Source organism: Rhabdochromatium marinum, assembly GCF_016583795.1.
In the GTDB taxonomy this organism is placed as follows: Bacteria; Pseudomonadota; Gammaproteobacteria; order Chromatiales; family Chromatiaceae; genus Rhabdochromatium; species Rhabdochromatium marinum.
Genome location: NZ_NRRS01000054.1, coordinates 1 through 24,325 on the forward strand (window position 1 = coordinate 1; position 24,325 = coordinate 24,325).

The following is a 24,325-nucleotide window of genomic DNA, read 5'->3' on the forward strand; positions in this document are numbered from 1 at the left end:
TTCAACGAAGGTCTCGCGCTCGGCGGTTTTGGCTCGATTGAGCAGGGCCTTGGCCTTTTTCCACGACAGCCCCAGGCGTTTGAGCGCCCGGCGCACGGTTTCACGACAGACATTGACCTGATAGGTCACTTGCAACCAGGCCACCAGCTTCTTGAGTGTCCAGCGCGGTGGGGCTGTACAAGGCTCTGGCTCAGAGGCCGCTTTCAGGCGCCCCGTCTCGCTGTCGCGTTCAACACTCGGCGCGCCCGCAGCCGCCACCCCTTCACGCACCAGCGCATCCAACGCTTGCTCATATTCCGGACAAAACGGGGGGCGCCCACCCGTGCGGCGAAACACCAGGGCCTCAGCACCGCCTTCGTTGTACCGATGAACCCAGCGAATCAGCGTCTGAGCATGGCGTTCGCTGCCGCGCGCAATCAGGCTCGCGCTCTTCTGCGTTTGAGTCAGTTCATACAGCGCCAGAAAGCGCTCACGCGTGCGCGGGTGAGCGCTGCTCAGCGACAGCTCTCTGAGGTCCGCAGGAGTTTGTTGCCATTTGGCAAGATCTAACGTCAACATGAAACGATCCTGTCACCAAAATGTCGGCAAGTGCGCGCCCAAACGATGCGTGGCACAATGGAGCGCAAACTATAGCATAAGAATTACGCACCTCTAAATTGACGCGGTTTAGCAAAGAACCGGTCGCCACTATTGGCATTGATCTGGCCAAGAATAGCGTGCATGTGTTTGGTGTCGACGCCCAAGGTGAAGTGGTGTTCAGCCGCAAGCTCGCCCGCAAGGCCTTGAGTCCGTTCATCGCCCAACAGCCGACCTGTCGCATTGCGATGGAAGCCTGTAGTGGTGCCCACCATTGGGCGCGCACCTTCCAAGGGTTCGGCCATGAGGTGGTGCTGATCGCACCGCAGCATGTGAAGCCCTTTGTGAAAACCAACAAGAACGATGCCGTCGATGCCGAAGCGATCTGCGAAGCCGCCCGCCGCCCGCGCCAGTTGTTCGTGCCCGTCAAGAATGTTGAACAGCAAGATATCCAGAGTACTCACCGCATGCACTCGATGATCATTGATCAGCGCACCGCACTGGTCAATCAGATCCGGGGGTTGTTGGCCGAATACGGCATTGTCATTGCTCAAGGCCGTGCTGAACTCATGCGCCGCCTGCCGGACATCCTTGAAGACGCCGAGAATGGACTCAGCGAGCGGTTTCGCGCTGAATTGAACGGTTTTCTTGAGGAGTTGCGTCACATGGATACGCGGGTCAAGCATTATGATACGCAAATTCAGGCCTTTGCTAACACCAATGACTCGGCCCAGCTGTTGAGGAGCATCCCTGGCATCGGCCCGCTGGTGGCCACCGCCTTAATCGCCACGTTAGGCGACAATTGGGGGCTGTTCAACAATGGCCGCGCGCTGGCCGCCTGGCTGGGGCTGGTGCCGCGACAGCACTCCACTGGCGGGAAACCGCGCTTGCTCGGGATCAGTAAGCGAGGTGATGTGTATATGCGAAAACTCATCATCAACGGGGCGCGTGCAATGATGCGCTGGGTTAAGAAGAAGGACGACGCCCTCAGTCATTGGGCGCGGGATCTCAAGCAGCGCTGTCATGCCAATGTCGCCGTGGTTACGATGGCCAACAAACTCGTGCGCATCGCTTGGGCGGTGATGACCACCGGCAAGGCCTTCGATGCCGAGCGTGGTGCCTTAGCGAAGCCTGCGGCCGTTACCGCGTAACGCCCAATTGGCCATGAACCACTCCGATTAACCCGCCCTAATTGGGCATTAACAAAGTTCCACACCACGAGTTGCGAAGAGTGAAATTCACTGTAATGGCATGAAAGGTACGACCGCCTCACCGAAAACCTGACGGGGACAGCAGCCAGCGTAAGCTGAGATTGATATACTGATTGAGGACGGCGGCCTTGATCACCGTTTGGTCCACCCAGCCTGGCAGTGCGTCTGACTCTTCTGTAACACTATGATTTTATCAGGTTAAATTCTAATACCTGACTGTAGAGCAAGGTTTTGGACCACACGATGATCAAGGCCAGGACGGCGAGGTACGCGAATTCCATTAGGGCACGGGGATCGACTTCGATGATGATCCCTCTCAACGATGCCGGATATATGGCCGCAACGTTTCCTTCTACCAAATCAGCGATTTTCCTCTTGCATCGCGGGGCGGACCATATATGTCACCGGAACTGCAACAAGGCCAAATTAAGAACCACTGCCTCATTTTTCTTGTTATAAACAATAACCTCATGAAATTAATTCTTCAAATATACCTGTTTCGGGGTTTTTTAAACAATTGTCCGGGGTGAATAGTTTGCCATTCATGGTAATCCATATGCCTTCCTTCATACTGGAGCAGTAACCGACGGCGCACCCAAGATTAAACGCGGCTTCCGTAGCGCAATAACGATATGGCTTCATTGCCCCGGTTACGATTATCACCTTGCCTGTGTCGTACCTGGAAAGAAATCTGGCGGTCTCGACAATTCTGCTCGTTCCATGCACGATAACGTATCTTTTGAAACCCCACTCATCAAGGTTGCGTAATAGCTCTTCTCGGTCTTCTTCACTCATGTCTAGACTGTCTTTTCCAATCGATGAGCGAAAATCAAGATGAAATACATTGGAATGCGATAAGATTTTTGGAACAGCTGATTCTGGTGAGATTACGAAGCCCTCTAATAATGGGTCATACGATTTTTCGAAAGTCCCCCCGGTCGATATAACGCATATATTCTCTATAACGCCATGCTTTTTCGTACTCATATTGATCCGCTAAGAGGGTTGCAATGAAGATTCATGACAAAAGAAAAGAGTTCAACGCATAAACAAGATGCGAAGATAAAGTGCAACATTAGATGTAAACGTCGGCCTAACTGTCATATCTCCAAAGTCCTTGGCGCTTGGTTGCATCTCAGTCGAAAGTGAGGTCTGTCCTTTAGATATTCCAGCTGGGCCTGCAAGACCTAACGCAAAAGATCGAAGTGCCGGCCCCACTATCTCATTCTTGAACTCTGGGTATAATGCCCAATCACAGCAAATACCCATGACATCTAGGTTAACAAAGACCCCAAGAGTTCCGCATGCCAGGTACACGAACAAATGAATACATATGCCGAGCAAGGTGCTGAAGCTAAATTCTAATCGCCTAGCTTTAGAATACGTCTGATATATTCGATATGCATCAAAAACAAGAAATCCAAGGATGCCTGCAAGAAAAACGTAGATCATACTCAATCCTCTAGAAATGTCACAGCACCATCAGTGCAATCGATAGCCAGTCTTTTTCCTTTTATGCGCAAATGTGTTGCGAGATTTCGTCCAAGCAATCCCGTGCGATATTTGCACAACTTCGAAGAAGACACACGCTTATGCTCGTTAGCGCAATCCGGACCGCATTTAACGGCGACCCTGTACCTCTGCCAATCACAAGCTGCAAATGCGGAAAAATCACATGACTCTGTAACACCGCTACTATCAGTAACTATGACGTTCTTCCACTCGATATGTCTTCCTTTGAACTTCATGTCGCCAGCCGTAAGATGTTGAATCCGAAAAGATGGTCGAATCCAACCTTTCTCGGAATACCACTCGAAACTTACCAGCGTTAAAGGGTTCCCTGTGTCGAAATGAATTTCCTCAGCTTCACCCTTAAATCCAATCTTTAAAACTGGGTAACCTTTGAGACCAGATCTCTCGCAACAGTTCATCGAGATGTCGTCTACCATGCCGCTTACGGTGAACTCAAATGGTGCGCGATCGAGCGAACGTGCTATATCAAGTATTTTCTCTTCTGTAGGTAGCATATCCAGGCTTTTGTACTTATGTAGCGGATCACTGTAATTCCCGCAAAACAACATATAGACATAACCCTCTTCCTCTAGCTTCCTTCGTATGTCCCTTGTGAGTTCAGCGACTCTGTCTAAAGCCGCCATCTTTCCGGAGACATCAAGTTCAGCATAGTCACTCCACAGCATTGTTTCTGAGTGATGCATCGCTTTTTCTACAAGAAGACCGACATCTCGGTTAAGTGGAGGCGTCTCGAAGTACGAGTCATTCATAAGGTCTGCAAGAAACTCGCGAATGCCTTCGTCGTCATCTGTAAAAGGTAGCGTCGTCTTGTCCAATGTGGCGATACGAAGGGAATGCGCACTGATCCTTCTTGCCAATTCATCTATGACCTCATGGAGGTACAGGAAGCCAGAGACGATAAAAACTCGAGCTGAGCATGCTTTTTCGACAATAGCGTCTAAGAGATTGGCGCATGGCTCATGACCCATCACAAAATCCCAGAAAACGATGTCGAACCTTGATTCGTCGAGTACTGCGAATCCCTCCTGATTGGATTGTGCTGTAGAGATCTGTAATCCGTGCTCTCGAAACTTCTGCACAAATGGTGCGAACTGGTCAATGTTGTCGTCGACCCAGAGAAGAGAAGTCATAGCGTAACCTTCTAAGCATTGTGAACAACCAAGAAAATATAATTCTAAGGAGACAAAGGGAATTTCATTATTACATGAAAATCTTTCCCCCAGTTACTGCGAAGCTCCATCAGGCCACCATGCGTTTCACAAGCCGCCTGAATAATCGGAATCCCTAAACCCATGCCACCGCGTAATGACACAAAAGGCTGAGAAATCCTCTCAAGGTTATCTGGTTCGACACCTGGGCCATTGTCAAAAACATCAATTTCTATGAATTCTTTAGCTAAGCGTTCGCTAGACTGTCCTGGACGTTTGACTGCAGATACTGTGATCTGTCGTGAAACGTGGGTCTTTGATCGAAGCTGATCAATAGAATTTCGTATGGCATTATCTAGTGCTCTAGAAACATTGTAACGTATACCTTTGAATTCCAGCGTAGCTGAGCAGTTATTTTGAGGGGTTATTTTGCTTTCAATCATTTGATTATGATATTTTGCAAAAATATCGGCCGTAATTTCGCAAGGGCGAATCGTCTCATAGTGTTGTTTAGGAACTACCCGCTTAATGGCAATGTCAGCACTAGTTTTTGCTTTATTGGTGTTGAAAAAATTTCGAAAGTGCCGTGCTGCTATAATCAAAGACTTGAGCGTATCTTTTGCAGCGTGCAAAGCGTTTTCTTCCGCGTCATTTTTTCCGTGAAGCAGTCCAAGCTGTGCGTTCGCAGTGACCAAGTCCTGGGTAGCATCATGCATGATGTCAGCGATGAGTAACGATTGCCTCACATGCTTGAGAATTCTGCCGCTTTCGGCAAGGTCTTGCCGGATTTGCGCTTTTTCATACCAAATGCGGTAATAATCACCTAGCATATCAGAAATACCATCTAAAACCTTTTTTTCTATGTTAGAAACAGCGTTCTTTCGAGAAAAGAAGCAAGCAATAACACAGTAGCAGGTTGTTTCATGCTTGACGGGAAAGAACAAGCAAGAAAGATATCCCTTGCGTTTCAGAAATTCGGGATTGGAGAAGTAGCGTCCAAATTTATTAATAATTGACTTTCTGTCATTGACATCGTTGATGGAAACGGACTCGCCGCTCTCAAAACAGCGAGCCATTGGGCCTCTTTTTTGTGGGATAGAAAAAGATGCACCAGAAGAAGAGTATGAGACGTCATAACATGGGGTGTTTTTTGATCGCTTTAGTATTAGTGTTTCGTTCGGGCTAACAGCGCTATGAACTATCTCGCCAATCTTCTCATCCAGCAGTTCTCGGGATTCGATGTCTAATTTCAGAAAATCGGCCTGATAAGAAAGCGCTACGGAATGCTTGCGAAAGGCTAGAAAGTCCTCAAAAGTATCTAGAATGCGATTAAGCCTAGAGGGAGAGATGTAGCTCTTTGATACCAATGCGACGCAACCTATATTTATTGTGTACGAACCAGCGATACTTACATGGTGAACAAAGAAATTTTCTTCGCGAAAGCTGGTGTGGGTACGAGGTATAGGAATGCTGGTATCGAATGTATCGACCAATACCCAGGCTTTTGCTAGTACAGAGGGAGGGACGCAATTGCGAGATCGGGAAGAACGCACAGGTCGGCCCTGTAAGTGACCAATCTGTGGAATAAAGCGAAAGCAATACGCGTCAACGGAGTAGGAAGTCATTAGAAAATCGAGTAGTGCCGATAAAAGAAATTCGTCGGGTACAAATGACGTAGAGAAGTAATCAATGCGCATGGTAATTCCTTGAGCTCATAATTCGCCTAGGTGCCGTTGCGGGCCTGGGGCGTAGTCATGAGTTGCCTGTATCGCCTAAGCAACCACAGACATATAGCCATCTAATGTGATATCCGGACATTAAAATTGAGCAGCATATCGCGTTTCCGGAAGATGGAAGAACGAGATGACACGTTCTGTGCGATGTTGCAGAGGCTTCAGTGCTGAATGCAATCTCTTTTTCAGGTCGCGCTTATTTTTGATCGGCTGCCGACAAAGTTGCCTGTCCTTGATCTCTTCCCAGACATGCTCATCGGGATTACGCTCTGGACTGTATGTTGGGAGATAATGCAGGCGGATTTGATGGCGATGCTTGCACACAAATTCACGCACCATTCGCGAAAGATGAAATGGCGCACGATCCACAATCAAAATCAGTGGCCGCGTTCTCTTCTCCATCAGTTGCTTAAGAAAATGAATGTACTCTTTAGAGGCAATGGACTTCTCTGTTACGTGATATCTCAACTCTCCTTGAGCCGTGATAACGCAAAGAACATTCAAGCGACCGCGTTTGCCTGTGACAAATACTTCAGGTCGGACACCGCGCGCACTCCAGGTTTTGCCTGAGCGCTCACGCAGATCAATGCCAGCCTCGTCCTCAAAGCCGATATCGGCCTGGATCTTATTTGCAAAATGTTGAATTTTTGGGAATTCCTCGTTGACAAAATGCTCGACAGCAGCGGGATCTTGCTCACGAGGGATCAACACCGGCTTCTGATAGGTGAGATTCAGTTTGTGCAGGTGCTGATTGATCGTGGCTGCGACGACATGGACGCCAAAACGCTCGACAAGCTGCTGCGCTAACAACTCGCGAGTCCAAAGCGTCGTGTCATACCCGAAATCTTCAGGAGTTGACTCGAGAACCGTCCGCTTCAACCACGCCTGCATCTCTTCGGTGACCAAAGCTTCCGCACCAGGTGCCTTTTTTGTATCAAGTCCGGGATAGCCATAAGCGCGGAAACGCTTGAGCCACTCATAAATCGTACTACGACTCAAACCGAATATTTTAATGACATCTTCGGGACTGTAACCATTTTCTTCGACAGCATGAACTGCAATTTTTCGAAGATAGTCAATGACTTCATCCGGGATCAATCGTGCATCGGATAACCAAGCTGGTTTCATCGCATGCTCCTCAGATCAAGTGTCAATGCTCACTGATTTAAGTATAGATTACTTGGCAACGGTGATTGTCAAGGTAGTTGTCACCTGGTCGCCTGCCCCATGATTTCACCTAGTCCCTTTGACCGGCGTAATCTCGGCTTCTCGCTCCGGGTTGAGCGAGACGACCTCGATGGGATCCCAGTTACGCGTCTTGCCGCTCCAGCGCTCGGGGTGCTGGTCGCGAGCCGCTTGGTTGAGCGCATGGCGTTGGGCCAGGATGTCGCGATCCGCCCCGCAATGGCGCTCATCGGGCGTGACAAAACGGATCGCACTATGACGATGCTCGGTGTTGTAGCAACGCACAAACTCAAGCACCCAACGCTGGCTGGCTTGCAAGCCCTCGAAGCCCTCGACGGGATAGTCCGGCACATACTTGCAGGTGCGAAACAGCGCCTCGGAGAAGGCATTGTCGTTGCTTACCCTTGGACGGCTGTAGGACGGGGTGATGTTGAGCGCATAGAGCGTCTCTAGCAAGGTTGCGCCCTTGAATGGGCGGCCGTTATCGGCATGGAGCACCAGCGGGTGATCCACCAACCCCTCGGCGAGCACTGCGCGGCGGATGACCGCAGCGGCGTTGTCAGCCGACTCCGCCTCGAACGCCTCCCAGCCCACGACCTTACGGCTATCGATATCCACGATCATCACCAAGTAGAAAAACAGCCCCTTGACCGGCCCTGGCAGCCAGGTGCAATCCCACGACCACACCCGATTGGGCGCTTTCGCCTGGAACGTTGTTGGTCGTGGGTGGGAGGGCGACCGGCACCTTCGCCCGCCCACGATGGGCCAGTTCCCCATGGCGGCGCAGCACCCGGTAGAAGCTCGACACCGAGGTGATGTCACGCTGCTCCTCATCGAACAGGCGCGCCACGATCGGCTCCGGGGGCAGGCTGGCGAACGCCGGGCGATGGCAGACCTCCAAGATGGCCAGTTCCTCCTCAGGGGTCAGCGCATTGGCCGGTGTTGGGCGCTCGGCCAGTGGGCGCTGGTCTTCGCCCCCGTCGGGCGCTTGGCTCCAGCGTTGATAGGTTCGCCGGCTCAAGCCCAGCGTTTCACAGGCTTGGGCCAGATGCGCCCCGTTGGCACGGGCCTCCTCGATCAGCGCCATGGCCTCGCGGCGATCTGGGGCGCTGATCATCACGCCACGTCCCCCCAGATCGCCTGGGCTTTTTTTGACAGCGTCAGCAGCGCCGCCGTCTCCGCCAGGGCCATATTCTTGCGTTGCAGCTCGCGCTCAAGGTCGCGGATGCGCAGGCGCTGCTGCTTGAGTTCCGTCGCTTCGCCCCGGCGTGCAAGCTGTGCGAGGCGCCCGGCTTGTTCGCAGTCCTCGCGCCACGCCGCCAGCTGTTCAGGATACAATCCACGCTGGCGGCCATACTCGGCGGTTTCCTCGGCGTTCAGCGCAGCGGTCTCAAGCACCGCAGCAAAGCGGTCTTTTGAGGACCAGTCCTTCGCCCCCTGTGCATCGGCATCGGACAGGCAGCGGCCCTTGGCGCGCGCCTCCTGGCGCCACTTATACACCGTCGCCAGGGACAACCCTTCCTGCTCGGCGACCTCTTGCGGACTCAGGTTCTGCGGGGGTAGCAGCTTCGCCACGACAGCGGCACGGCGTTCTTCGGAATAACGAGGCATGATGCGCTCCTCTCGCCCTCAGATGTTCTTAAGAAGGATAACAGGGGATGACGACTTCTATCCTGACACTGAGGGGTTTCCTTCTACCAAATCAGCGATTTTCCTCTTGCATCGCGGGGCGGACCATAATATGTCCCCGGAACTGGACGGTGGCGCTCAGGGACATGATCGGGGAGGTCAATCAAGCCCTCAGGGGCTGGTCAGGCTACTTCCACTACCGCAACTGCTCAAAGGTTCTTGGTCGGGTCAAAACGCATGCCGAGGAGCGGATGCGTACGCAATTGCGTCGCCGCCACAAGCTCCAGAGCCGGGCACAAGGATACATCCGGTTCTCCAACGCGCATCTCTACGACCATCTTGGACTATTCTAAAGTCCCAACCACCGCAGGCTGGACATCGGCGCATGCCTCGGCGTGAAGCACATCGGAAATCCGTGTACAGGAAAACCGTATGCACGGATTGATGAGGGAGGGCTGGTCTCCTGTGCCTATGATTCAGCTAGTGAGGCACCGCCAAACGAAAGGGGCGGCAACAGATAGGCCGAGTCTACGGGGACGGGATACCTGCTCTCTACTCTACCCGTGCCGTGCCCGGATACTTTTATTTCTTTTCATCTGTCTTTTTTGGATTTCGATCTAAAATAACTTTTCCCCAGCCTTCAAGACTCCTATCCGAATTCCCCAATGTATTACTTCGTTCACTTGGTAAATTAAATTGCTGCAATTCACTTAATGAAAGTGCTTTGCAATTATTCAAAAATGAGATGACAACTTTGCTCCGTGATTTTGTTTTTGGAACCTCTAGACCTTGATCAGAAATAAAATCAATTAGCTCACGAAGGGATGGAAATATATTTTTGTTATGAAGTGAATCGAATAACGTCAGCAAAATATGTGACTTTTCTGGTTCGGACTTGCCTAAAGCGATAAGCGTTTCTCTGAATTGAAAGCGCTCTTCTTCTGCGGGTAAACGCCTCTGAATTCCTTTTCTCTTTATGGGTTTACTTGCAACTTCCTCAAGAGAATTCGCAACTTGATCTAAAAGATTTGGATCTTTCAAAATAGCTGCTAATTCGAAGAATGTTTCTTTTCCATACTTTTTTAAGAGTTTGGCTATTTCACCAAGAAGCTCGAATGATTTTGTATCATTACTCATATCAAACCAGCCCTTTTAAGGTGCATAAAAATAACATTTAAGATCAAATGGTTATGGGGTAAAATGACCATGGCAATCCTCGAGACCAGTGATCTAGCGCAAGCACTTTGAAGCAAAATCAGGGGATTGCAAGCGGACGGATTTCGCCACCTTAAAAGGGCTGCTCATGTCAAACCTATTTTCGTTGCGAATTCTGAAGCAAACTGCCTGAAATTACTTGCTGCTGTTGTTCTTGCATATGAAGTGCGGAATATTGGCTGGCCTTCTCTTGCTCCCTTGGGATATGACTTAGAATAAGATATTTCAGATTGGAAAACATGCCAGTCATTTGCAGCGGCCATTTTTTTTACTTCACTTTTTGATTTGGCCTCTTCCGGGGCGTATCCACTACAACCATTAAAAACTATTCCAGCAAGTTCAAGAGATGAATCTTCATATCTTAAAAGAAAATCCTCCATGGAACTTACAAGAAGTGGGAGACCTATAGTTGACAGATATTCTGGCTTAACTGGGACAAGAATGTAGTCACTTGCGAGATAAGTGGCTGTAGTTAGTATTGATTCTGTTGGTGCACAGTCAATAATTATTAAATCATAGTCTGACTCAACCTTTTGCAATGACTTTTTAAGTAAATCAACCTTGTGACCAGGATTTTTCAATGACAAAGCGAGTTCAAGTCTTGATGGTATAAGATCAATTTTACCTCCGCCTTTAATAGAGCGCACTGACCTTATTGCTTTCTTTGGGTCAAGTTTACCCACTTTGCCAGTTGGAGTGGTTGTATGTTGCTCCATAATTTCCCACATCGTCGGCTTGCCATCTGATAAGTGCTCTTGGTATTTTTTAACACCGACCAAATATTGGCTAGCATTGAATTGCGGATCGAGGTCAACTACCAGAACCTTTTTTAACCAATTGCTATATGCAGCGTAATGCCAAGCCAAATTAACTGACAATGTGGATTTCCCTACACCACCTTTCATATTAATTAACGACACAGTTATAGCCACAGCGATTCTCCTTTATTGGTTATTGTGCTCTGTTGTTTATTGCCGAACAGTTAATTAGACAGAATCCCTAAATATGGCGCTAGACGGATTCTCTAATTTCCGTGCTAGACAGCTTCTGTCTAGCACCGCCCCCATGCCAACTCCGTCCGCCCACGCGGCCCGAAGATACTCCAGAAATCCCTCGCCAGCACTGCTGCTAGGCGCCTCATACCACCTATTCGCGACACCAAACACGGCTGAGTCTGCAACACTAGACAGAAACGGGATCCTATAACAAACCTTATCACCCCCACCGAGCAATTCGGCATCAGAAGTCTGAGTAAACCTTTACTCACCTCTCAACCTCCCCCCCGCGTAGTCACAATCTCCTCCCGCGCAGCCCAAGCATTAACATCCTCATGCCCAATCGCGGCAGCCATCAGTGCCGGGAATTGGTCCGGAGTGCAGGCGAAGGTCGGGATTCCCATGGCGGCGTATTGGCCGGCAATCTGGTGATCGTAGAAAGGCGCCCCCTCGTCGCTCAGGGCCAGTAGGGTGATGAATTCGACGCCCGATGCCTTGATGCTGGCGGCGCGCTTAAGCATCTCGGTCTGGTCGCCGCCTTCGTAGAGGTCGCTGATGAGGACGAACACCGTGTCGCTTGGGCGTCGAATGAGGCCCTGACTGTAGGTGAGCGCCCGGTTGATGTCGGTTCCGCCGCCGAGCTGCACGCCGAAGAGCAGATCGACCGGATCGTCCTGAAGGGCGTCGCTCATGTCGACGACGGCGGTATCGAACACCACCAGTCGGGTACTCAAGGCCGGCAATGAGGCCATGACGGCCGCGAAGATGCTGGAATAGACGACCGAGGTGGCCATGGAGCCGCTCTGATCGACACAGAGCACGACATCGCGCAGTGAAGAGCGCTTGCGCCCGAAGCCGATGCGTACCTCCGGGACGATGGTGCGTTGCGCCGGCTGGTAGTGCTTGAGATTGGCCTTGATGGTGCGATGCCAGTCGATCTCCTTGAGCCTGGGCCGACGGTTGCGGACGGAGCGGTTGAGCGCACCGGTCACGGCCTGGCGCATGGGCTGCTCAAGCCGGCGCATCAGGTCCTCGACCACTCGGCGGACGACCTGGCGCGCGGTGTCCTTGGTGCGCGCGGGGACGACGTGCTTGAGGGTCACGAGGGTCGCGACCAGATGAACATCGGCTTCGACCGCCTCCAGCACCTCGGGCTCCAGCAGGAGTTGCTCCAGCCCGAGCCGCTCGATGGCGTCCTTCTGCATGACCTGCACGATCGAGGACGGGAAATACTGACGGATATCGCCCAGCCAGCGGGCCACGTTCGGCGAGGAGCCCGCCAGGCTACCGCGCCGCCCCGCTTGGCCGTAGACGGCGTTGAGGCATTGATCGATTCGGGTGTCCTCGCCTTGCAGGGCCAGCCCGATGCCGTCGGATTGCTCGCCGCCCAGGATCAGGCGCCAGCGCCGTTCGCGTGCGTCTTGACTCATTCACCCTCCTCCAGACCGAGCAGTCGCGACAAGAGCGACAGCGTCGCCTCCGCTCGCGCGCGGTCGAGCTCGCCGAGATGATCGTGCGTCGAACCGAGCGCCATGGGTCCGCGTTTGACGCGCTCGCCCATCTGACGCCGCTCGGCGACCTCGAAGCTGGAAAAGGTCCGTCGCAGCAGCGGGATGACCTGCATGAAGGTCTCCTCGGGAAGCTGGCACACCCATTGGTCGACGAGCTGCCAGAGGGCGTGGTCGTGGATCAGGAGCTGACCGCTGTCACGCAGAAAGCCGTCCAGCCAGGCGGCGGACTGGCCGGGCTCATTGGCCCTCGACAAGGCCAGACCGAGCTGACGCGCGGCGCCCTCCTCGTCCATCGCGCCGGTATCGAGCAACAGCCGGCAGCAGCGCCCGCGAATGATGCCCTGCAGGCTCTGGGTGTCGGCAAGCTGGCTTAGGGTGCGCTGCCATTGGGCTTGGAGCCGCGTGTCGTCGAGGAGCTGAAGCCCCTCGTGGACCCCCTGGATGTGGTCGAATAGGGTCTCCGCCGCCTCCTCGTTGATGCCGCTGCAGGCATTGGGGAGGCCGATGAAGATGCGCGCCAAGAGGCCGTCCAAGAGCGTGTCGACGCGCTCGACCGCCGTTTTGCGGACATCCCCATAGCGGGCCAGCCGGGCCAGCTCCGGGACGGCCTGCATCAGCACCAGCACGTCGGCGGCGAGCGCCGCTCGGGCCTGGAGCTGTTCGATCACGGGCTCGATGGCCTCGCCCAGGTCGGCGAGCAGCGCCTGCCGCGCCAAGGCCGCCAGCTGGCCGATGTCCTCGCGCCGATGCGCCTCCTGGACGACCGCCGCCGTCGCCGCCTGCGCGATGCTGTTGCCCCAGCGACCGGCCTCGATCAGCGCCACCTCGAAGTCCGGCTCCCACTTGATCCGCCAGGACTCCTTGAAGGTGCCCTTGCCCGCTTCGCGTCCGCCGTTGCGGCCCCAGGGGACATCGAGGAGCCGCAGCCGATGCAGGAGATGGCTGCGGGCCAAATCGTTCGGCTTGCGCAGATCGAACACCAGAGACTGATCGGTCACGCTCGGCTTGAGCCGCAGACGCCGCTGCTGGGCGCGCAGATCCTCCTGCAGCGGCGTCGAGGGCGTCGACTCGGGGACCTGCCCCAGCCGCTCGCCGACGATGAGACGCGCCTGGATGAGCTGCATCGGCGCCGACTCACCGAAGAGCATGACGGTCTGGGTCGCGTCGTTGAGCTCGGCGAGCGACGGCAGGGGCCGAGCACGCATGGCCGCCAGGGTCTCGGCGAGGCGCACGGATTCGATGACATGGGCGCTGGAGATATCGATCCCCTCGGCCCGAAACGCCTGGGCGACCTTGATCAGCCAGGGGGTCGCGACGTCACCGGACTGCGACCAGAGGTGGTCGTACCAGCCGGGCGACCCGATCCCGGCACCGTAACCGCTGTGGTAGCTCAGACGCCCATAGGTCCAGGGAACCCAGGTCGCAGTCGTCTTGACCTTGGGCAGACCCTTGAGGAGCCGGTTGTCCTCGCTCTGCTTGGGGCGCTTTTCCAGCGCCGGGACGTGCCAGGCGCCGCAGACGACGGCAATGCGCTCAAAGCCCTCCTTCTCGGCCGCGCGCAGGATCTTGCGCATGGCGGCCTCGCGATAGCGCTCCAGGATCGGCGGATCCTGCGCCAGCTCAGCCTCGACATGCTCGCGCAGCGCGGTCATGGCGGTGCGGATGCCGTCGAAGAGCGACTGGGTGTCGCGACGCTCCTCGACCATGTGCTCCCACCAGCGCTCGCTGTCCTCGTAACCGGCGGCCTGCGCGATCAGCGCGACTGGATCGCCGCGCCAGGGCTCCGTTGGCTCGGCGCTCGGCTCGACCTCGTCATCCTCCGAGGGGTCCGCGTCCGGTGCGGCACGCTCCGCAGCCTCCTCACGTTCCTCACGTTCTCGGCGCCGAAGCGCAATGCGATTGGCGAGCGGCAGATCCATGAAGCGGATCGGGAGGTCGCGCCCCAGGGCGTACTGGATGGCCTGCCACTCGGGCGAGAACCGGGCGAAGGGATAATAGGAGGCGTCGCTCGGGTCGTCCGGCGGATAGACGAGCATGGCGACCGGCGGGCGCATCTGGGCGTGACTGGCCAGCGCGACCAGCGCATCGCCTTCCGGCGGGCCTTCGATCAGGACGACGTCGGGCGCCAGACGCTCAAGGGCGTCGAGCAGGCTGCGCGCGGAGCCCGGACCATGGTGGCGGACACCGAAGACATGGGTGCTCATAGCATCTCGCGGCAGGCCCGATAGAGATCCTTCCAGTCCGAGCGCTCCTTGACGACGGTCTCCAGGTACTCCTGCCAGACGACCTGGTCCTGCACCGGATCCTTGACGATCGCGCCGAGCAGCCCGGAGGCCACGTCGCCCGCGCGCATCTGGCCGTCGCCGAAGTGCGCGGCCAGCGCCATGCCGCTGTTGACGACGGAGATCGCCTCGGCCGTGCTCAGGGTGCCGGAGGGCGTCTTGAGCTTGGTCTTGCCGTCGGCGGTCATGCCCTGGCGCAGCTCGCGGAAGACGCTGACGATGCGCTGGATCTCCTGGAGCGCGGGCTTCTCGGCCGGCAGCTCAAGCGCCCGTCCGAGCCGCTCGACGCGCTGCTCGACGATCTCGGTCTCCTCCTCCAGGGTCGCCGGCACCGGCAGCACCACGGTATTGAAGCGGCGCTTCAAGGCGCTCGACAGCTCGTTGACGCCCTTGTCGCGGTTGTTGGCGGTGGCGATGACGTTGAAGCCCTTGCGTGCCTGGACCTCGGTATTGAGTTCCGGCACGGGGAGCGTCTTCTCGGACAGGATGGTGATGAGGCTATCCTGCACGTCCGCCGGGACGCGGGTCAGCTCCTCGACCCGGACCAGGGCGCCGTGCTCGAGGGCGTGCATGACCGGACTCGGCACCAGCGCGGCCCGCGACGGACCGTCCGCAATCAGCCGCGCATAGTTCCAGCCGTAGCGCAGCGCCTCCTCGCCGATCCCCGCCGTGCCCTGAACCACCAGGGTGGAATCGCCCGAGATCGCCGCCGCCAGGTGCTCGGAGACCCAGGACTTGGCGGTTCCCGGGAGCCCATAGAGCAAGAGGGCACGATCGGTCGCCAGCGTGGAGATGGCGATCTCCATCAGCCGGGCCTGACCGATGTACTTGGGGCTGATCTCGACCCCATTGCTCAGCGTGCCGCCCATAAGATAGGTGCGCACGGCCCAGGGCGAGAGCGTCCAGTTGGGCGGCCTGGGATGCTCATCGACCGCCTTGAGCGCCTCGATCTCGTGGGCGAACTCCTGCTCGGCGTGCTGGCGCAGGATGGCTTCATTGGGGCTTTGGGTGTTCAAGACGTACCTCGTTGGTCTGATTCGATGCGAACGGATCCGGTGCGCGCGGATTCGATGGCCTGGATCATGTCGTTGCGAAACCTCAGGGTGTCCAGCATCTCGGTGGTGATCTTCTGCCACGGGGAGGACGTCTGAAGGTACGGCCCCAGGCTCTGCTCCATGCCCGGATATCCGCCCGGATCGAGATGCGCCGCCACCTGACGGAGGATGGCATAGCGGGCATAGTTGGCGTCCGGTCTCTGCTCGTGGAACAGCTTGAGACAGGCCTGGAACACGACCGCCGAAAAGGACGGACTCCAACGGTGCCCCAGATGGCCGAGACGATCGAAGGCCCGCTTGAACGGCTTGCCCTTGCTCGACGTGGTGAGGGGCTGGGTCAGCGCATCCTCCTGCTCCGAGGGACTCAGGATCGCCCACAGCGTAGCCTCAGCGCTGGAATCGACCGCCCCCGCAATCAGCGCCCGCGCCCATACGCCATTGCTGAAATGCCGGGTGGCGCGCTGCCAGCCCGCCAGCAGCGTGCCCTGCCACTCGTGCCCCTCGACCATGCCGAGGATCTCGGGGGCTGAGCGCTGCCAGCGTTCGAACCAATGGTCGGGATCGACCAGACCCAGCAGCTGCTCCAACCACCAGGCCTTCCGTCCCATCCCTTTGGGTGGTTTCTCGTGGATGCCGATCGTGGTCCAGGCGCTGTCCCAGTCCTCGGGCAGGGTGACGTTCAGCTGACCCTTGCGGCCTTTGAGCGTCCCCATCAGTCCGGTCTTGGACTCGAACCCGAGCCAGCCATCCAGCAGCTCCACCGCCCGTGTCTGAACCGTCGAGCCGGGTATCAGGGCCAGGAGTCCCGCCGCGTCGCTGCGCACGTCCTTGCTGCGATCCGCGAGGGCGGACTCCAGGAAGGCCACATCCGCCGATCCGGGTGCGTCGCTCAAGACCCCCAGCAGCTTGCGCCGCTCACGGGCACCTTCTTGCGACCAGACGGCGGCCAGCAGCTCGACGGCCTGGGCGGGATCCTCGCGGCGCGTCTGGGCCAGATAGGCCAGGCGCTGCTCCGGTGTGCCGGTCTCCCACAGCGCTGCGTCGAGCCGTCCGAGATCCGCGACGCTCAGCAGGGATTCCCACTCCGGGCTCTGTCCAGCCAGCCACAGGCCCTTCGCGCCGATGACGGCCATGATGGCCCGTCGCAGGTCGGGACTGCGCAAGGCCAGCCCCAGAAGGGTCGGAATGCTGCCCTCCGGGGCACGCAGCCCATGCTCGGCGAGCAGCGCCAGCCATTCGGGGAACAGCGACTTGAGCTGATCGTCCTGGAGCAGGAGGCGCAGCTGCCGGGCGCTGCCGAGGGCGGGTCGTGGGTCCGGCTCGGCTGGCGCTGGCGCAGACGAAACGAGCTGAGCCGGTAAGCGCCCGGCTTGTGCAAAATTGCCCACGACCGCCGAGCAGCGCAGCAGCTGGACCGGGGCATCCGCCGCTTGGGCTTGCAGTCTGGACAAGACTGTCCCGAGTGCATCGGGCGCGTCCCAGGTCCGGGTGCCGCGCTCCGTGCCGAGCAGCGCGGTGCGCGTGAGGTCGCTCCAGAGCTCCATCACGCAAGCTCCATGTGCAGCGCGTAAAAGCCCTGAAGACGCGCCCCGGCCGCAATGGTCAGCGGGAAGAAGGCGTCTCCATCCCATTCGCCGAACAGCTGCACCGGCTCGCCGCCGCCCATGGCCAGCAGCTCCCAGCGCAACGGGAAGTGGGGCGCGAGCGGGATCTGTCGGCGCTCCGCGTCGATCAGCAACCAGCGGTCGTCCAGCTTAATCGGGGTCAGATCACGCAGACTGGCCGGAATCCGCTCTAGCCAGGGGGTCGCGGCCAGACGCTCGGCATAGGTGCGGTAGAGTCCGTCGAGCCCGTCGCATGCGGCCATCAAGGCGTTCGGCTGCGCCGGTTCGATCCCCTGCTGCGTCTTCAGGAGCGCGCGAACCGGCCAGGTCGCCGGATAAAAGGCCAGCTCGCCCTCAATGCCGACGCCCTCCTCCGGGGTGATCGGCAGCACGGCGTTGGCAACCGCGAAATCCAGCAGCAGCGCCCAGCGCTGGGTCCGCTCGCCGCGCAGCCAGGTGCGCTGGACCTGGAGACGGTCCGCGTCGCTGGTCCACTTGCCCATGACCCGCCAGGTATCGGCAACGCCAGGCTGGGCCAGGATCGTCTCCTTGCCTTGGGTGACGCCAAGCAACTCGTACAGATCCGCCTGGACCGGCTCCGGCAGCGTCTCGCGGCGCTGATAGGCGTCCAGAATCAACTGGAGACGCGACAAGGCCTGCAAGGCGGTGCCCTGCCACTGCTCGGAGCCATAGCGCGCCTCCTGGCAGCGGCGCAGCCAGCGCGCTAAGCCTGGAATCTGCGCATCGACCAGACGTGCCGTCATGTGCTCCCAGGACTGCTGCTCCATGGCGCGAGCCAGGCCCTGGCGCAGGGTGTCGGCGAGCCAGCGTTGCAGCTCCTCAACACCCGCCTGCATCTTTTCCTCGCGCTGCTCGCGGCGCTTCGCTTGCGCGGCGGTGCGGCGCCGCTCGGCGGCCGGGTCGAGCGGCTTGACCGGCTTGGTCTGGCGCCGCGCCTCACGCTTCGAGCGCGCCTCGCGCTTGTCCAGCCATTCGGCAACCCACGGGGGCGGGGTATCCGTGGCGAAGGCCGAGGCGGATGCGGCATGGACCAAAGCCAGCCCCAGACTGTGCTTGCAGGGGAACTTGTGGCTCGGACAGGAGCACTTGAAGGCCGGGCCGGCGGTGTCGATGCAGGTCTGGTAAGGCATGCTGTCGCTGCCCTTGATCTCGCCCCAGATCAGCCGCTCCGTCTGGCCGAGCCTCTGCCATTTGGCGGCGCTCGCCAGCTTGCGACTCGCGGTGATGGACGCGGTGTCGGGCGCCATGCCGTTGACCTGCTCAACCGTCCAGGGTGCTGCCATTGTCGCGCTAGCCCAGCACGTCCGTCAGATCCTGGAATCGCGTCCCAGGATCCATGAAGCCGCGTGCGGCAAGGGTCTGGCTTTGAGGTACGTTCATGAAGCGGATGATCCTTGAATCAGAGTGAGCGTGCAAGCGGCGACTGAACAACAGTCGTGGGTCGTTCAAGGCCCATTTGCGCCAGCTGTCGTGGCAACAAGGACGAACAAATGAGCAATGCGAGCGCCTGGATAATGTTCAGCACTTTTTAGTGTTTTTATTGACGCTTGGGTGATGATCGTTAGGGGGGGTCGTCAGGTGCTTGGCGAGGCAAGGTCAACATGAAATTCGTCCCCTGGCCGTTTTTGCTCTTGACCTCAATGGTTCCGCCGAGCACGCCTGTCACTAGATTGTAGACAAGATAAAGCCCGAGCCCACTGCCGCCCTGTCCCAGTCGCGTGGTAAAGAAAGGGTCAAAGACACGAGCCTGCATCTCCAGTGGGATGCCGACTCCGTTGTCGGAATAGCTGAGCAGGACGCAGTTTGACTCGGATGCCAGCGAACGGATCTGGATGCATCCCGATTCCATTCCAGCAAAGCCGTGTGTCAGCGAGTTATTAATAAGATTCGTAATCACCTGCTCCAAAGGTCCCGGGTAGCTATCCAGCTCCAAATTCGGTGGAAAGTCGAGTTCGATTCGGTGTGCTGTGTGTTTCAAGGTGGGGCGCAGCGTCATCAGCACCTCGTTGATGATTTGACCGAGATCGAACCGGCGGCGGCGCATGCTTGTCTGATCGACGGCAACCTCCTTGAAATGGCTGATCAAATCCGCAGCGCGGACGATGTTGCGCTCCAGCAAATCAATCGCCTCTTGCCCACTTTGCAGAAAGTCCATGAGCTGCGAGCGATGTAGCGCACCCGCTTTAAGCGCGCCGTCTAGCTCATTGAAGTGGTCTTTCAACGTACTGGCGACGATCCGGGTGTTACCCAAGGGAGTATTGAGTTCATGTGCCACGCCAGCAACCAGGTTCCCCAGCGCCGCCAGTTTTTCAGCCTGTACCAGTTGGTTCATCGCCTGCTGCAACGCAGTCGTGCGTTCATTAACCAATTCCTCAAGATGTTCACGATGACGCTGTAGCTCTTGCTCAACCTGCTTGCGCTCTGTGATGTCACGGGTATTGGCAAGGATGGCTGGCTGATCACCAAATTGGATAGAGCGGAGCGTGACCTCGACCGGAAAGCTCTCTCCACCGTGGCAAGGCTTGGCCGCCCACTCGAAGCGGGCGGTTTCACCGTCCATGACTCGCTTCCAGAGATCCAGCAGGGTATCCGTCGAGTTCTCGGGAGCTGACAGGTTGGCGATGGTGCTTTGCAAGGCCTCGTCGCGCCCGAAAACATATGTGGTCATCGCGGTCTGATTGACGGCCAGGATCGCTCCTTGTGCGTCGTGTACGATAATGGCGTCCAGGGAGTTTTCGAAAACGTCACGGTAGCGTGCCTCGCTATCCCTAAGACGCTCAAGCAGAAGATAACCGGACAGCGCTTCACCGACACGCTCAGCAATCTTCTCGAACAACTGTAGCTCGTGTTTGCTCCAGCGCCGCAGGCGAAATTGGTGAAGCCCGAGCAGCCAAGGCTGGTTCGAACGCGGATGCAAGGCGATCGCCATTTGGCTGCGTATCGTGTGCTCACAAAAGGCTGCCGAGTCTGTGTCAAAATCGGTGAGCACTGGGGCGTTGTTGGCCAATGCCTGACGTATCACATCCTTGAAAGATGCGTTTGACTCGACCTTGCGCGTCGCGGCCAGGGTTCCCGGGGACTCCGAGCGTGTGACCTCCAAGGCGATGGACATGATCGCCGCATTTGGATCGCACGGGTGCATGAAAAAGACACGATCCACCTGAAAGATGTCCAGGATCTCGTAGGCCAGTGCCGCCAGGGTCGTGACATCGCATGTGGGGCGGGAGAGAACCCGTGAAATACGATCGAGGTTCTCGAGGAACTGGTTGTGCTCCCGCAGAGTTACCTCGGCCAGCTTCTGGCTGGTGATATCGCGGGCGATGGCGAGCTGGTATCCCTTGTCGCCAACGTCAAGATAGCTCGCCACGATCTCGACAAAAAAACTAGAACCATCCTTGCGTCGGTGGCGGGTCTCGAAGACAGCATTTCCGGTTGCACTCAGCTGCTCCAAGAGATCCGACGCCTGTTCGAGGCCGAAGTCCGGGTCGAACATTTCCACGCTCGCCCCAAGCAGCTCGTCCCGAGTGTATCCCAGAGAGCGGCACGCCTCCTCGTTCACATAGATGAGTCGCCCTTCGGCGTCGAACCAGAAAACGCCGATGGACGCCTGATCGACGATGGTCTGAGTGAACCGTAGCGACTTTTCGGCCTCCTTGGACTCGGTGATGTCCATGTGGGTGCCGAGCAGGCGCAACGGTCGCCCTGTCTCGTCCCACTGGAACACCCGAGCGACGGAGCGCACCCAGATCCAATGGCCGGAGCCGGAGCGTAGGCGAAATTCTGCCGCAACATCCTGGAGCCTTCCTGCAACGCAATCCTCGTAAAGCTGCAAGACCCGATCGCGGTCGTCGGGATGCAGCCAGCTGCTCCAAGTCGCCAGGCTCACAACCGGATTCGACGGATCTCGCTCCAGCATCTGCGCACCGGCCAGACTCATATGTACCTGGCCGGTGCGCAGATCGAGCTCGTACAGCGCTTGGCCTGAGACCTCGAGCGCAAGCGCCAAGCGTGCCTCGTTCTCGTGGCGCGCGGCGGCAAGATCCATGGGCGACTCCTCGCGCGGGGCGCGAACTAATCCTGGGTGCTCATCCAGTCCTCGAATTCGGCTCCCGGCAGCGGCCGGCCGAACAAGTATCCCTGGCCTTCCTGGCAGCCCAACTGCAAAAGGTGGCGCCGTTGCTCTTCGTTTTCCACACCCTCGGCAATGGTCACCAGGTTAAGCCGATGCCCAAGCGCAATGACGAGATCGGCGATGCCTGTCGAATCGCCGGATTGGTCAATTTCCTTGACGAAGGCGCGATCAATCTTGAGTCGGTCGATATCGAGTTGTTGAAGCACATTCAGTGACGAGTAGCCGGTGCCGAAGTCGTCCATGGCGACCGACAATCCCATGCGGCGGATCTCAATGATTTTGCGGGTTGTTGATTCGATATGGCCGATCACGATTGACTCGGTCAGCTCCAGCTCCACCTGCTCTGCGGCGACCTGGCAGTCGTCAAGCACCCGCGCGAGCATTGTGACGAAGTCGGGTTCGCGAAACTGTGAGTGCGAGACATTGATCGCCATCCGAAATCCAGAGTGCCCCAGCTCGATCAAATGTTTCAACTGATGACAGGCGGTTCGCAGAACCCATTGTCCGATGGGGACCATCAAGCCGGATTGCTCGGCCAGCGGGATGAACTGATCCGGTGGGATCGAATGATCATCGTCGACTTGCCATCGCAGCAATGCCTCGGCTCCCAAAACCTTGCCGCTGAGCAGATCGACCTGGGGCTGATAAGCAAGGAACAGCCGGTCGGTGGAAAAGGCGGCCCGCAGCTCCGTCAGCATGCGGATACGCTCGCGCGCTGCTACGCTCAGATCCACAGAGAACCATTCCGCCCGGCCCCGGTTGAGCAGCTTTGCCTGCTTCAATGCGATGCTGGCATGTTTGAGCACCTCTGCATCCCCTTCTGACATTTCCCGGCTCAGTCGAACGAGGCTTGCGGTCGCGGAGATGCGAATCAGTTCGCCATCGACATCGAAGGGAGCCGTGAAAACCTGCTCAATGTTGTGACGCGTAATCTGCTCCGAATTCCCGAGCAGACCGAAGGTATCGCCGGCGATCCGCGCCAGGACGGCTGGCGGGGCGAAGGCAGCGGCCAAACGGTCCGCCACGGCCTGAAGAACCCGATCGCCGAAGCGATGATCGAGAACGGTGTTGATTTCGGCAAAGTCGTCCAGATCCACCAGGGCGAAGCGCATATTTTCATCGGCGCCTCGTTCGGTGATGAGTTGGATCAGGCGATTGCGATTTGGTAAATGTAAGAGCGGATCGTGGTAGGCAGTGTTGTAGAGACGTTCCTGCAACAGGACGTTCTCTAAACCCACCGTCACGTTGGTACAGAAAACTTCCAAGAGATTGCGGGTGATGGCATCAATGTCGTGGAATCCATCTACATAGGCGGCAATTCCGCGCGTCGCGCCAACATCGAAATACAAGCAGATCCCCTCGTGATAAAGATGCTCCCGACTCTGCAAGCAGCGTTGCAGAACGTCGCGCGGAGCGGTGTCGGGCAGTTCTTCAAGAGGGCATTGGATGAGTTCGCGGTAGCGACCAGCGGCCGCAATGATGCGGGGCGGCTCGTCTTGCTGCGCTGAGGCCACACAAATCAGCCCCTCCGGAGCAATATCGAGCAGGGAGCACAACTGAGTGACGATGCCCTCGGCATATTGGCGCAAGGCGTGAATCTTGCTCAGTCCCGTGCTGGCGGAAATGATCAGCTCCAGCCCATAGCGACTTATTTCGAGCTGGCGGATCTGCCGATAGGAGCGGATGGCCACCGTTAGGCTGGTGAAAAGACGGACGCGTGTCAGTTCAGATTTAGTTCTGTAGTCGTTGATGTCATAGGCTCGGATCGTCTCAATGAGCGGCGCATAGCCAGGCTGACCGGTACGCATCACGATGCGTATAGCCTGATTGTTGAGTTCCTCACGGATCCGCTTGACCAACCGCAGCCCCGCGTCATCGGACTCCATGACCACATCCAGCAATATGACGGTTATGTTGTGCTCGCGGGTGAGGATTTGATAGGCCTCTTGTGCCGAGTAAGCATGGTCGAGCTTGACGAAACGCCCTTCGATCAACAGCCCGCGCAGCGCGATCTCAGTCGCGCCGTGCACATCCTCCTCGTCATCGACGACGAGAACTCGCCATGGCTCGTGATTGGAAGCCGGATTCTCGACTGCATCCTCGACAAAAATGAGCTGGTTGTTATCATCCGTCATGCGATCAGGACTCATCAGTCTTGCGCGAGAAACCCCGTCCTTCAGGGCGGGGAGGGATAGCACAGCGCGCGCAGCGCGGTCAGGCGGCCCGTCTCGCATCCTCCGTTATTGGTTTCGGTTGAAAAGCGTAGCCATAGCCATCGGCGCGTTGCAGCACCTGGCAATAGCGGTGTGAAATGCCTTGAACGGTTCCGGTCTGGGTCTGGATGTTAAAGGATCCGGTTCGGCGCATTGCCACACGCCCGACATGCGCGCCTGCCTGTTTGTTCTTGGGCACCTCGGCGCGCACCCAATCGCCAGTCTGGAAACCGTAGAGGCGCTTATGGCGGACGAGATAGCCGCGCGGAAAACCGTTGTTGA

17 protein-coding genes and 2 pseudogenes are annotated in these 24,325 nt (G+C 57.2%); 2 read left to right on the top strand and 17 right to left on the bottom strand.

The window, feature by feature from the left end; genetic code table 11:
• Positions 1-558, bottom strand: a 558-nt coding sequence (locus tag CKO36_RS13690; protein WP_200284674.1) for a helix-turn-helix domain-containing protein, incomplete at its 3' end; no start/stop codon positions are given.
• A gap of 98 nt (positions 559-656) precedes the next feature.
• Here CKO36_RS13690 and CKO36_RS13695 point away from each other — a divergent pair.
• Positions 657-1,727 carry an IS110 family RNA-guided transposase gene (locus CKO36_RS13695; RefSeq protein ID WP_200284676.1) on the top strand — a complete coding sequence of 357 codons (1,071 nt, stop codon included), beginning with the start codon at positions 657-659 and terminating at the stop codon, positions 1,725-1,727.
• A 528-nt stretch (positions 1,728-2,255) separates the two neighbouring features.
• Here the strand turns inward: CKO36_RS13695 and CKO36_RS13700 are convergent.
• From CKO36_RS13700 to CKO36_RS13725, 6 genes and pseudogenes are all read right to left on the bottom strand, one after another.
• A complete protein-coding gene (locus CKO36_RS13700; protein ID WP_200284678.1) occupies positions 2,256-2,774 on the bottom strand; it encodes an asparaginase domain-containing protein in 519 nt (172 codons plus the stop codon).
• Positions 2,775-2,825: 51 nt separating this feature from the next.
• Complete coding sequence (locus tag CKO36_RS13705; RefSeq protein ID WP_200284680.1) at positions 2,826-3,239, bottom strand: hypothetical protein; 414 nt, start codon at positions 3,237-3,239, stop codon at positions 2,826-2,828.
• A 2-nt stretch (positions 3,240-3,241) separates the two neighbouring features.
• Entirely contained in the window at positions 3,242-4,450 is a 1,209-nt protein-coding gene (locus CKO36_RS13710) for a response regulator (protein WP_200284682.1), read from the bottom strand.
• 44 nt (positions 4,451-4,494) lie between these two features.
• Entirely contained in the window at positions 4,495-6,165 is a 1,671-nt protein-coding gene (locus CKO36_RS13715; protein WP_200284684.1) for a sensor histidine kinase, read from the bottom strand.
• Between the two features lie 120 nt (positions 6,166-6,285).
• Positions 6,286-7,329 (bottom strand): IS630 family transposase, encoded by a 1,044-nt coding sequence (locus tag CKO36_RS13720; RefSeq protein WP_200284686.1) that lies wholly within the window; start codon positions 7,327-7,329, stop codon positions 6,286-6,288.
• A gap of 105 nt (positions 7,330-7,434) precedes the next feature.
• Positions 7,435-8,997 (bottom strand): annotated as a pseudogene (locus tag CKO36_RS13725) (IS3 family transposase).
• A 164-nt stretch (positions 8,998-9,161) separates the two neighbouring features.
• Between CKO36_RS13725 and CKO36_RS13730 the strand changes: the two are divergent.
• On the top strand, positions 9,162-9,368 hold the full coding sequence (locus tag CKO36_RS13730) for a group II intron maturase-specific domain-containing protein (RefSeq protein WP_242469616.1): 207 nt from the start codon (positions 9,162-9,164) through the stop codon (positions 9,366-9,368).
• Positions 9,369-9,597: 229 nt separating this feature from the next.
• Here CKO36_RS13730 and CKO36_RS13735 read toward each other — a convergent pair whose 3' ends face one another.
• The 10 genes and pseudogenes from CKO36_RS13735 to CKO36_RS13780 all read right to left on the bottom strand — a co-directional run.
• Complete coding sequence (locus tag CKO36_RS13735; RefSeq protein ID WP_200284688.1) at positions 9,598-10,152, bottom strand: hypothetical protein; 555 nt, start codon at positions 10,150-10,152, stop codon at positions 9,598-9,600.
• A gap of 164 nt (positions 10,153-10,316) precedes the next feature.
• Positions 10,317-11,162 carry an AAA family ATPase gene (locus tag CKO36_RS13740; RefSeq protein ID WP_200284690.1) on the bottom strand — a complete coding sequence of 282 codons (846 nt, stop codon included), beginning with the start codon at positions 11,160-11,162 and terminating at the stop codon, positions 10,317-10,319.
• 338 nt (positions 11,163-11,500) lie between these two features.
• A complete protein-coding gene (locus CKO36_RS13745) occupies positions 11,501-12,655 on the bottom strand; it encodes a VWA domain-containing protein (protein WP_200284692.1) in 1,155 nt (384 codons plus the stop codon).
• Positions 12,652-14,940 carry a DUF5682 family protein gene (locus CKO36_RS13750; RefSeq protein WP_200284694.1) on the bottom strand — a complete coding sequence of 763 codons (2,289 nt, stop codon included), beginning with the start codon at positions 14,938-14,940 and terminating at the stop codon, positions 12,652-12,654. The genes CKO36_RS13745 and CKO36_RS13750 overlap by 4 nt, the downstream gene beginning before the upstream one ends.
• Positions 14,937-16,034: an ATP-binding protein gene (locus CKO36_RS13755; RefSeq protein WP_200284696.1), complete on the bottom strand. Its 1,098-nt coding sequence runs from the start codon at positions 16,032-16,034 to the stop codon at positions 14,937-14,939. The genes CKO36_RS13750 and CKO36_RS13755 overlap by 4 nt, the downstream gene beginning before the upstream one ends.
• Positions 16,031-17,617 carry a DUF5691 domain-containing protein gene (locus tag CKO36_RS13760; protein ID WP_200284698.1) on the bottom strand — a complete coding sequence of 529 codons (1,587 nt, stop codon included), beginning with the start codon at positions 17,615-17,617 and terminating at the stop codon, positions 16,031-16,033. Before CKO36_RS13760 ends, CKO36_RS13755 begins: the two co-directional genes overlap by 4 nt.
• Complete coding sequence (locus CKO36_RS13765) at positions 17,617-18,981, bottom strand: coiled-coil domain-containing protein (RefSeq protein WP_200284700.1); 1,365 nt, start codon at positions 18,979-18,981, stop codon at positions 17,617-17,619. The genes CKO36_RS13760 and CKO36_RS13765 overlap by 1 nt, the downstream gene beginning before the upstream one ends.
• A 278-nt stretch (positions 18,982-19,259) precedes the next feature.
• The gene (locus CKO36_RS13770; RefSeq protein WP_200284702.1) at positions 19,260-21,743 is read right to left on the bottom strand and encodes a PAS domain S-box protein; all 2,484 of its coding nucleotides are present in this window, start codon (positions 21,741-21,743) and stop codon (positions 19,260-19,262) included.
• Between the two features lie 26 nt (positions 21,744-21,769).
• Positions 21,770-23,965, bottom strand: a complete 2,196-nt coding sequence (locus tag CKO36_RS13775) for a putative bifunctional diguanylate cyclase/phosphodiesterase (RefSeq protein WP_242469615.1) — start codon at positions 23,963-23,965, stop codon at positions 21,770-21,772.
• A gap of 79 nt (positions 23,966-24,044) precedes the next feature.
• A pseudogene (locus CKO36_RS13780) lies at positions 24,045-24,325 on the bottom strand (RNA-guided endonuclease IscB); the annotation flags it as partial.

What these genes read in the sequence shown, in the direction of transcription:
- CKO36_RS13700 (WP_200284678.1), bottom strand. Translation starts at nt 2,774, where the DNA reads ATGAGTACGAAAAAGCATGGCGTTATAGAGAATATATGCGTTATATCG.
- CKO36_RS13705 (WP_200284680.1), bottom strand. Translation starts at nt 3,239, where the DNA reads ATGATCTACGTTTTTCTTGCAGGCATCCTTGGATTTCTTGTTTTTGAT.
- CKO36_RS13710 (WP_200284682.1), bottom strand. Translation starts at nt 4,450, where the DNA reads ATGACTTCTCTTCTCTGGGTCGACGACAACATTGACCAGTTCGCACCA.
- CKO36_RS13715 (WP_200284684.1), bottom strand. Translation starts at nt 6,165, where the DNA reads ATGCGCATTGATTACTTCTCTACGTCATTTGTACCCGACGAATTTCTT.
- CKO36_RS13720 (WP_200284686.1), bottom strand. Translation starts at nt 7,329, where the DNA reads ATGAAACCAGCTTGGTTATCCGATGCACGATTGATCCCGGATGAAGTC.
- CKO36_RS13730 (WP_242469616.1), top strand. Translation starts at nt 9,162, where the DNA reads ATGATCGGGGAGGTCAATCAAGCCCTCAGGGGCTGGTCAGGCTACTTC.
- CKO36_RS13735 (WP_200284688.1), bottom strand. Translation starts at nt 10,152, where the DNA reads ATGAGTAATGATACAAAATCATTCGAGCTTCTTGGTGAAATAGCCAAA.
- CKO36_RS13745 (WP_200284692.1), bottom strand. Translation starts at nt 12,655, where the DNA reads ATGAGTCAAGACGCACGCGAACGGCGCTGGCGCCTGATCCTGGGCGGC.
- CKO36_RS13750 (WP_200284694.1), bottom strand. Translation starts at nt 14,940, where the DNA reads ATGAGCACCCATGTCTTCGGTGTCCGCCACCATGGTCCGGGCTCCGCG.
- CKO36_RS13760 (WP_200284698.1), bottom strand. Translation starts at nt 17,617, where the DNA reads ATGGAGCTCTGGAGCGACCTCACGCGCACCGCGCTGCTCGGCACGGAG.
- CKO36_RS13765 (WP_200284700.1), bottom strand. Translation starts at nt 18,981, where the DNA reads ATGGCAGCACCCTGGACGGTTGAGCAGGTCAACGGCATGGCGCCCGAC.
- CKO36_RS13770 (WP_200284702.1), bottom strand. Translation starts at nt 21,743, where the DNA reads ATGGATCTTGCCGCCGCGCGCCACGAGAACGAGGCACGCTTGGCGCTT.
- CKO36_RS13775 (WP_242469615.1), bottom strand. Translation starts at nt 23,965, where the DNA reads ATGACGGATGATAACAACCAGCTCATTTTTGTCGAGGATGCAGTCGAG.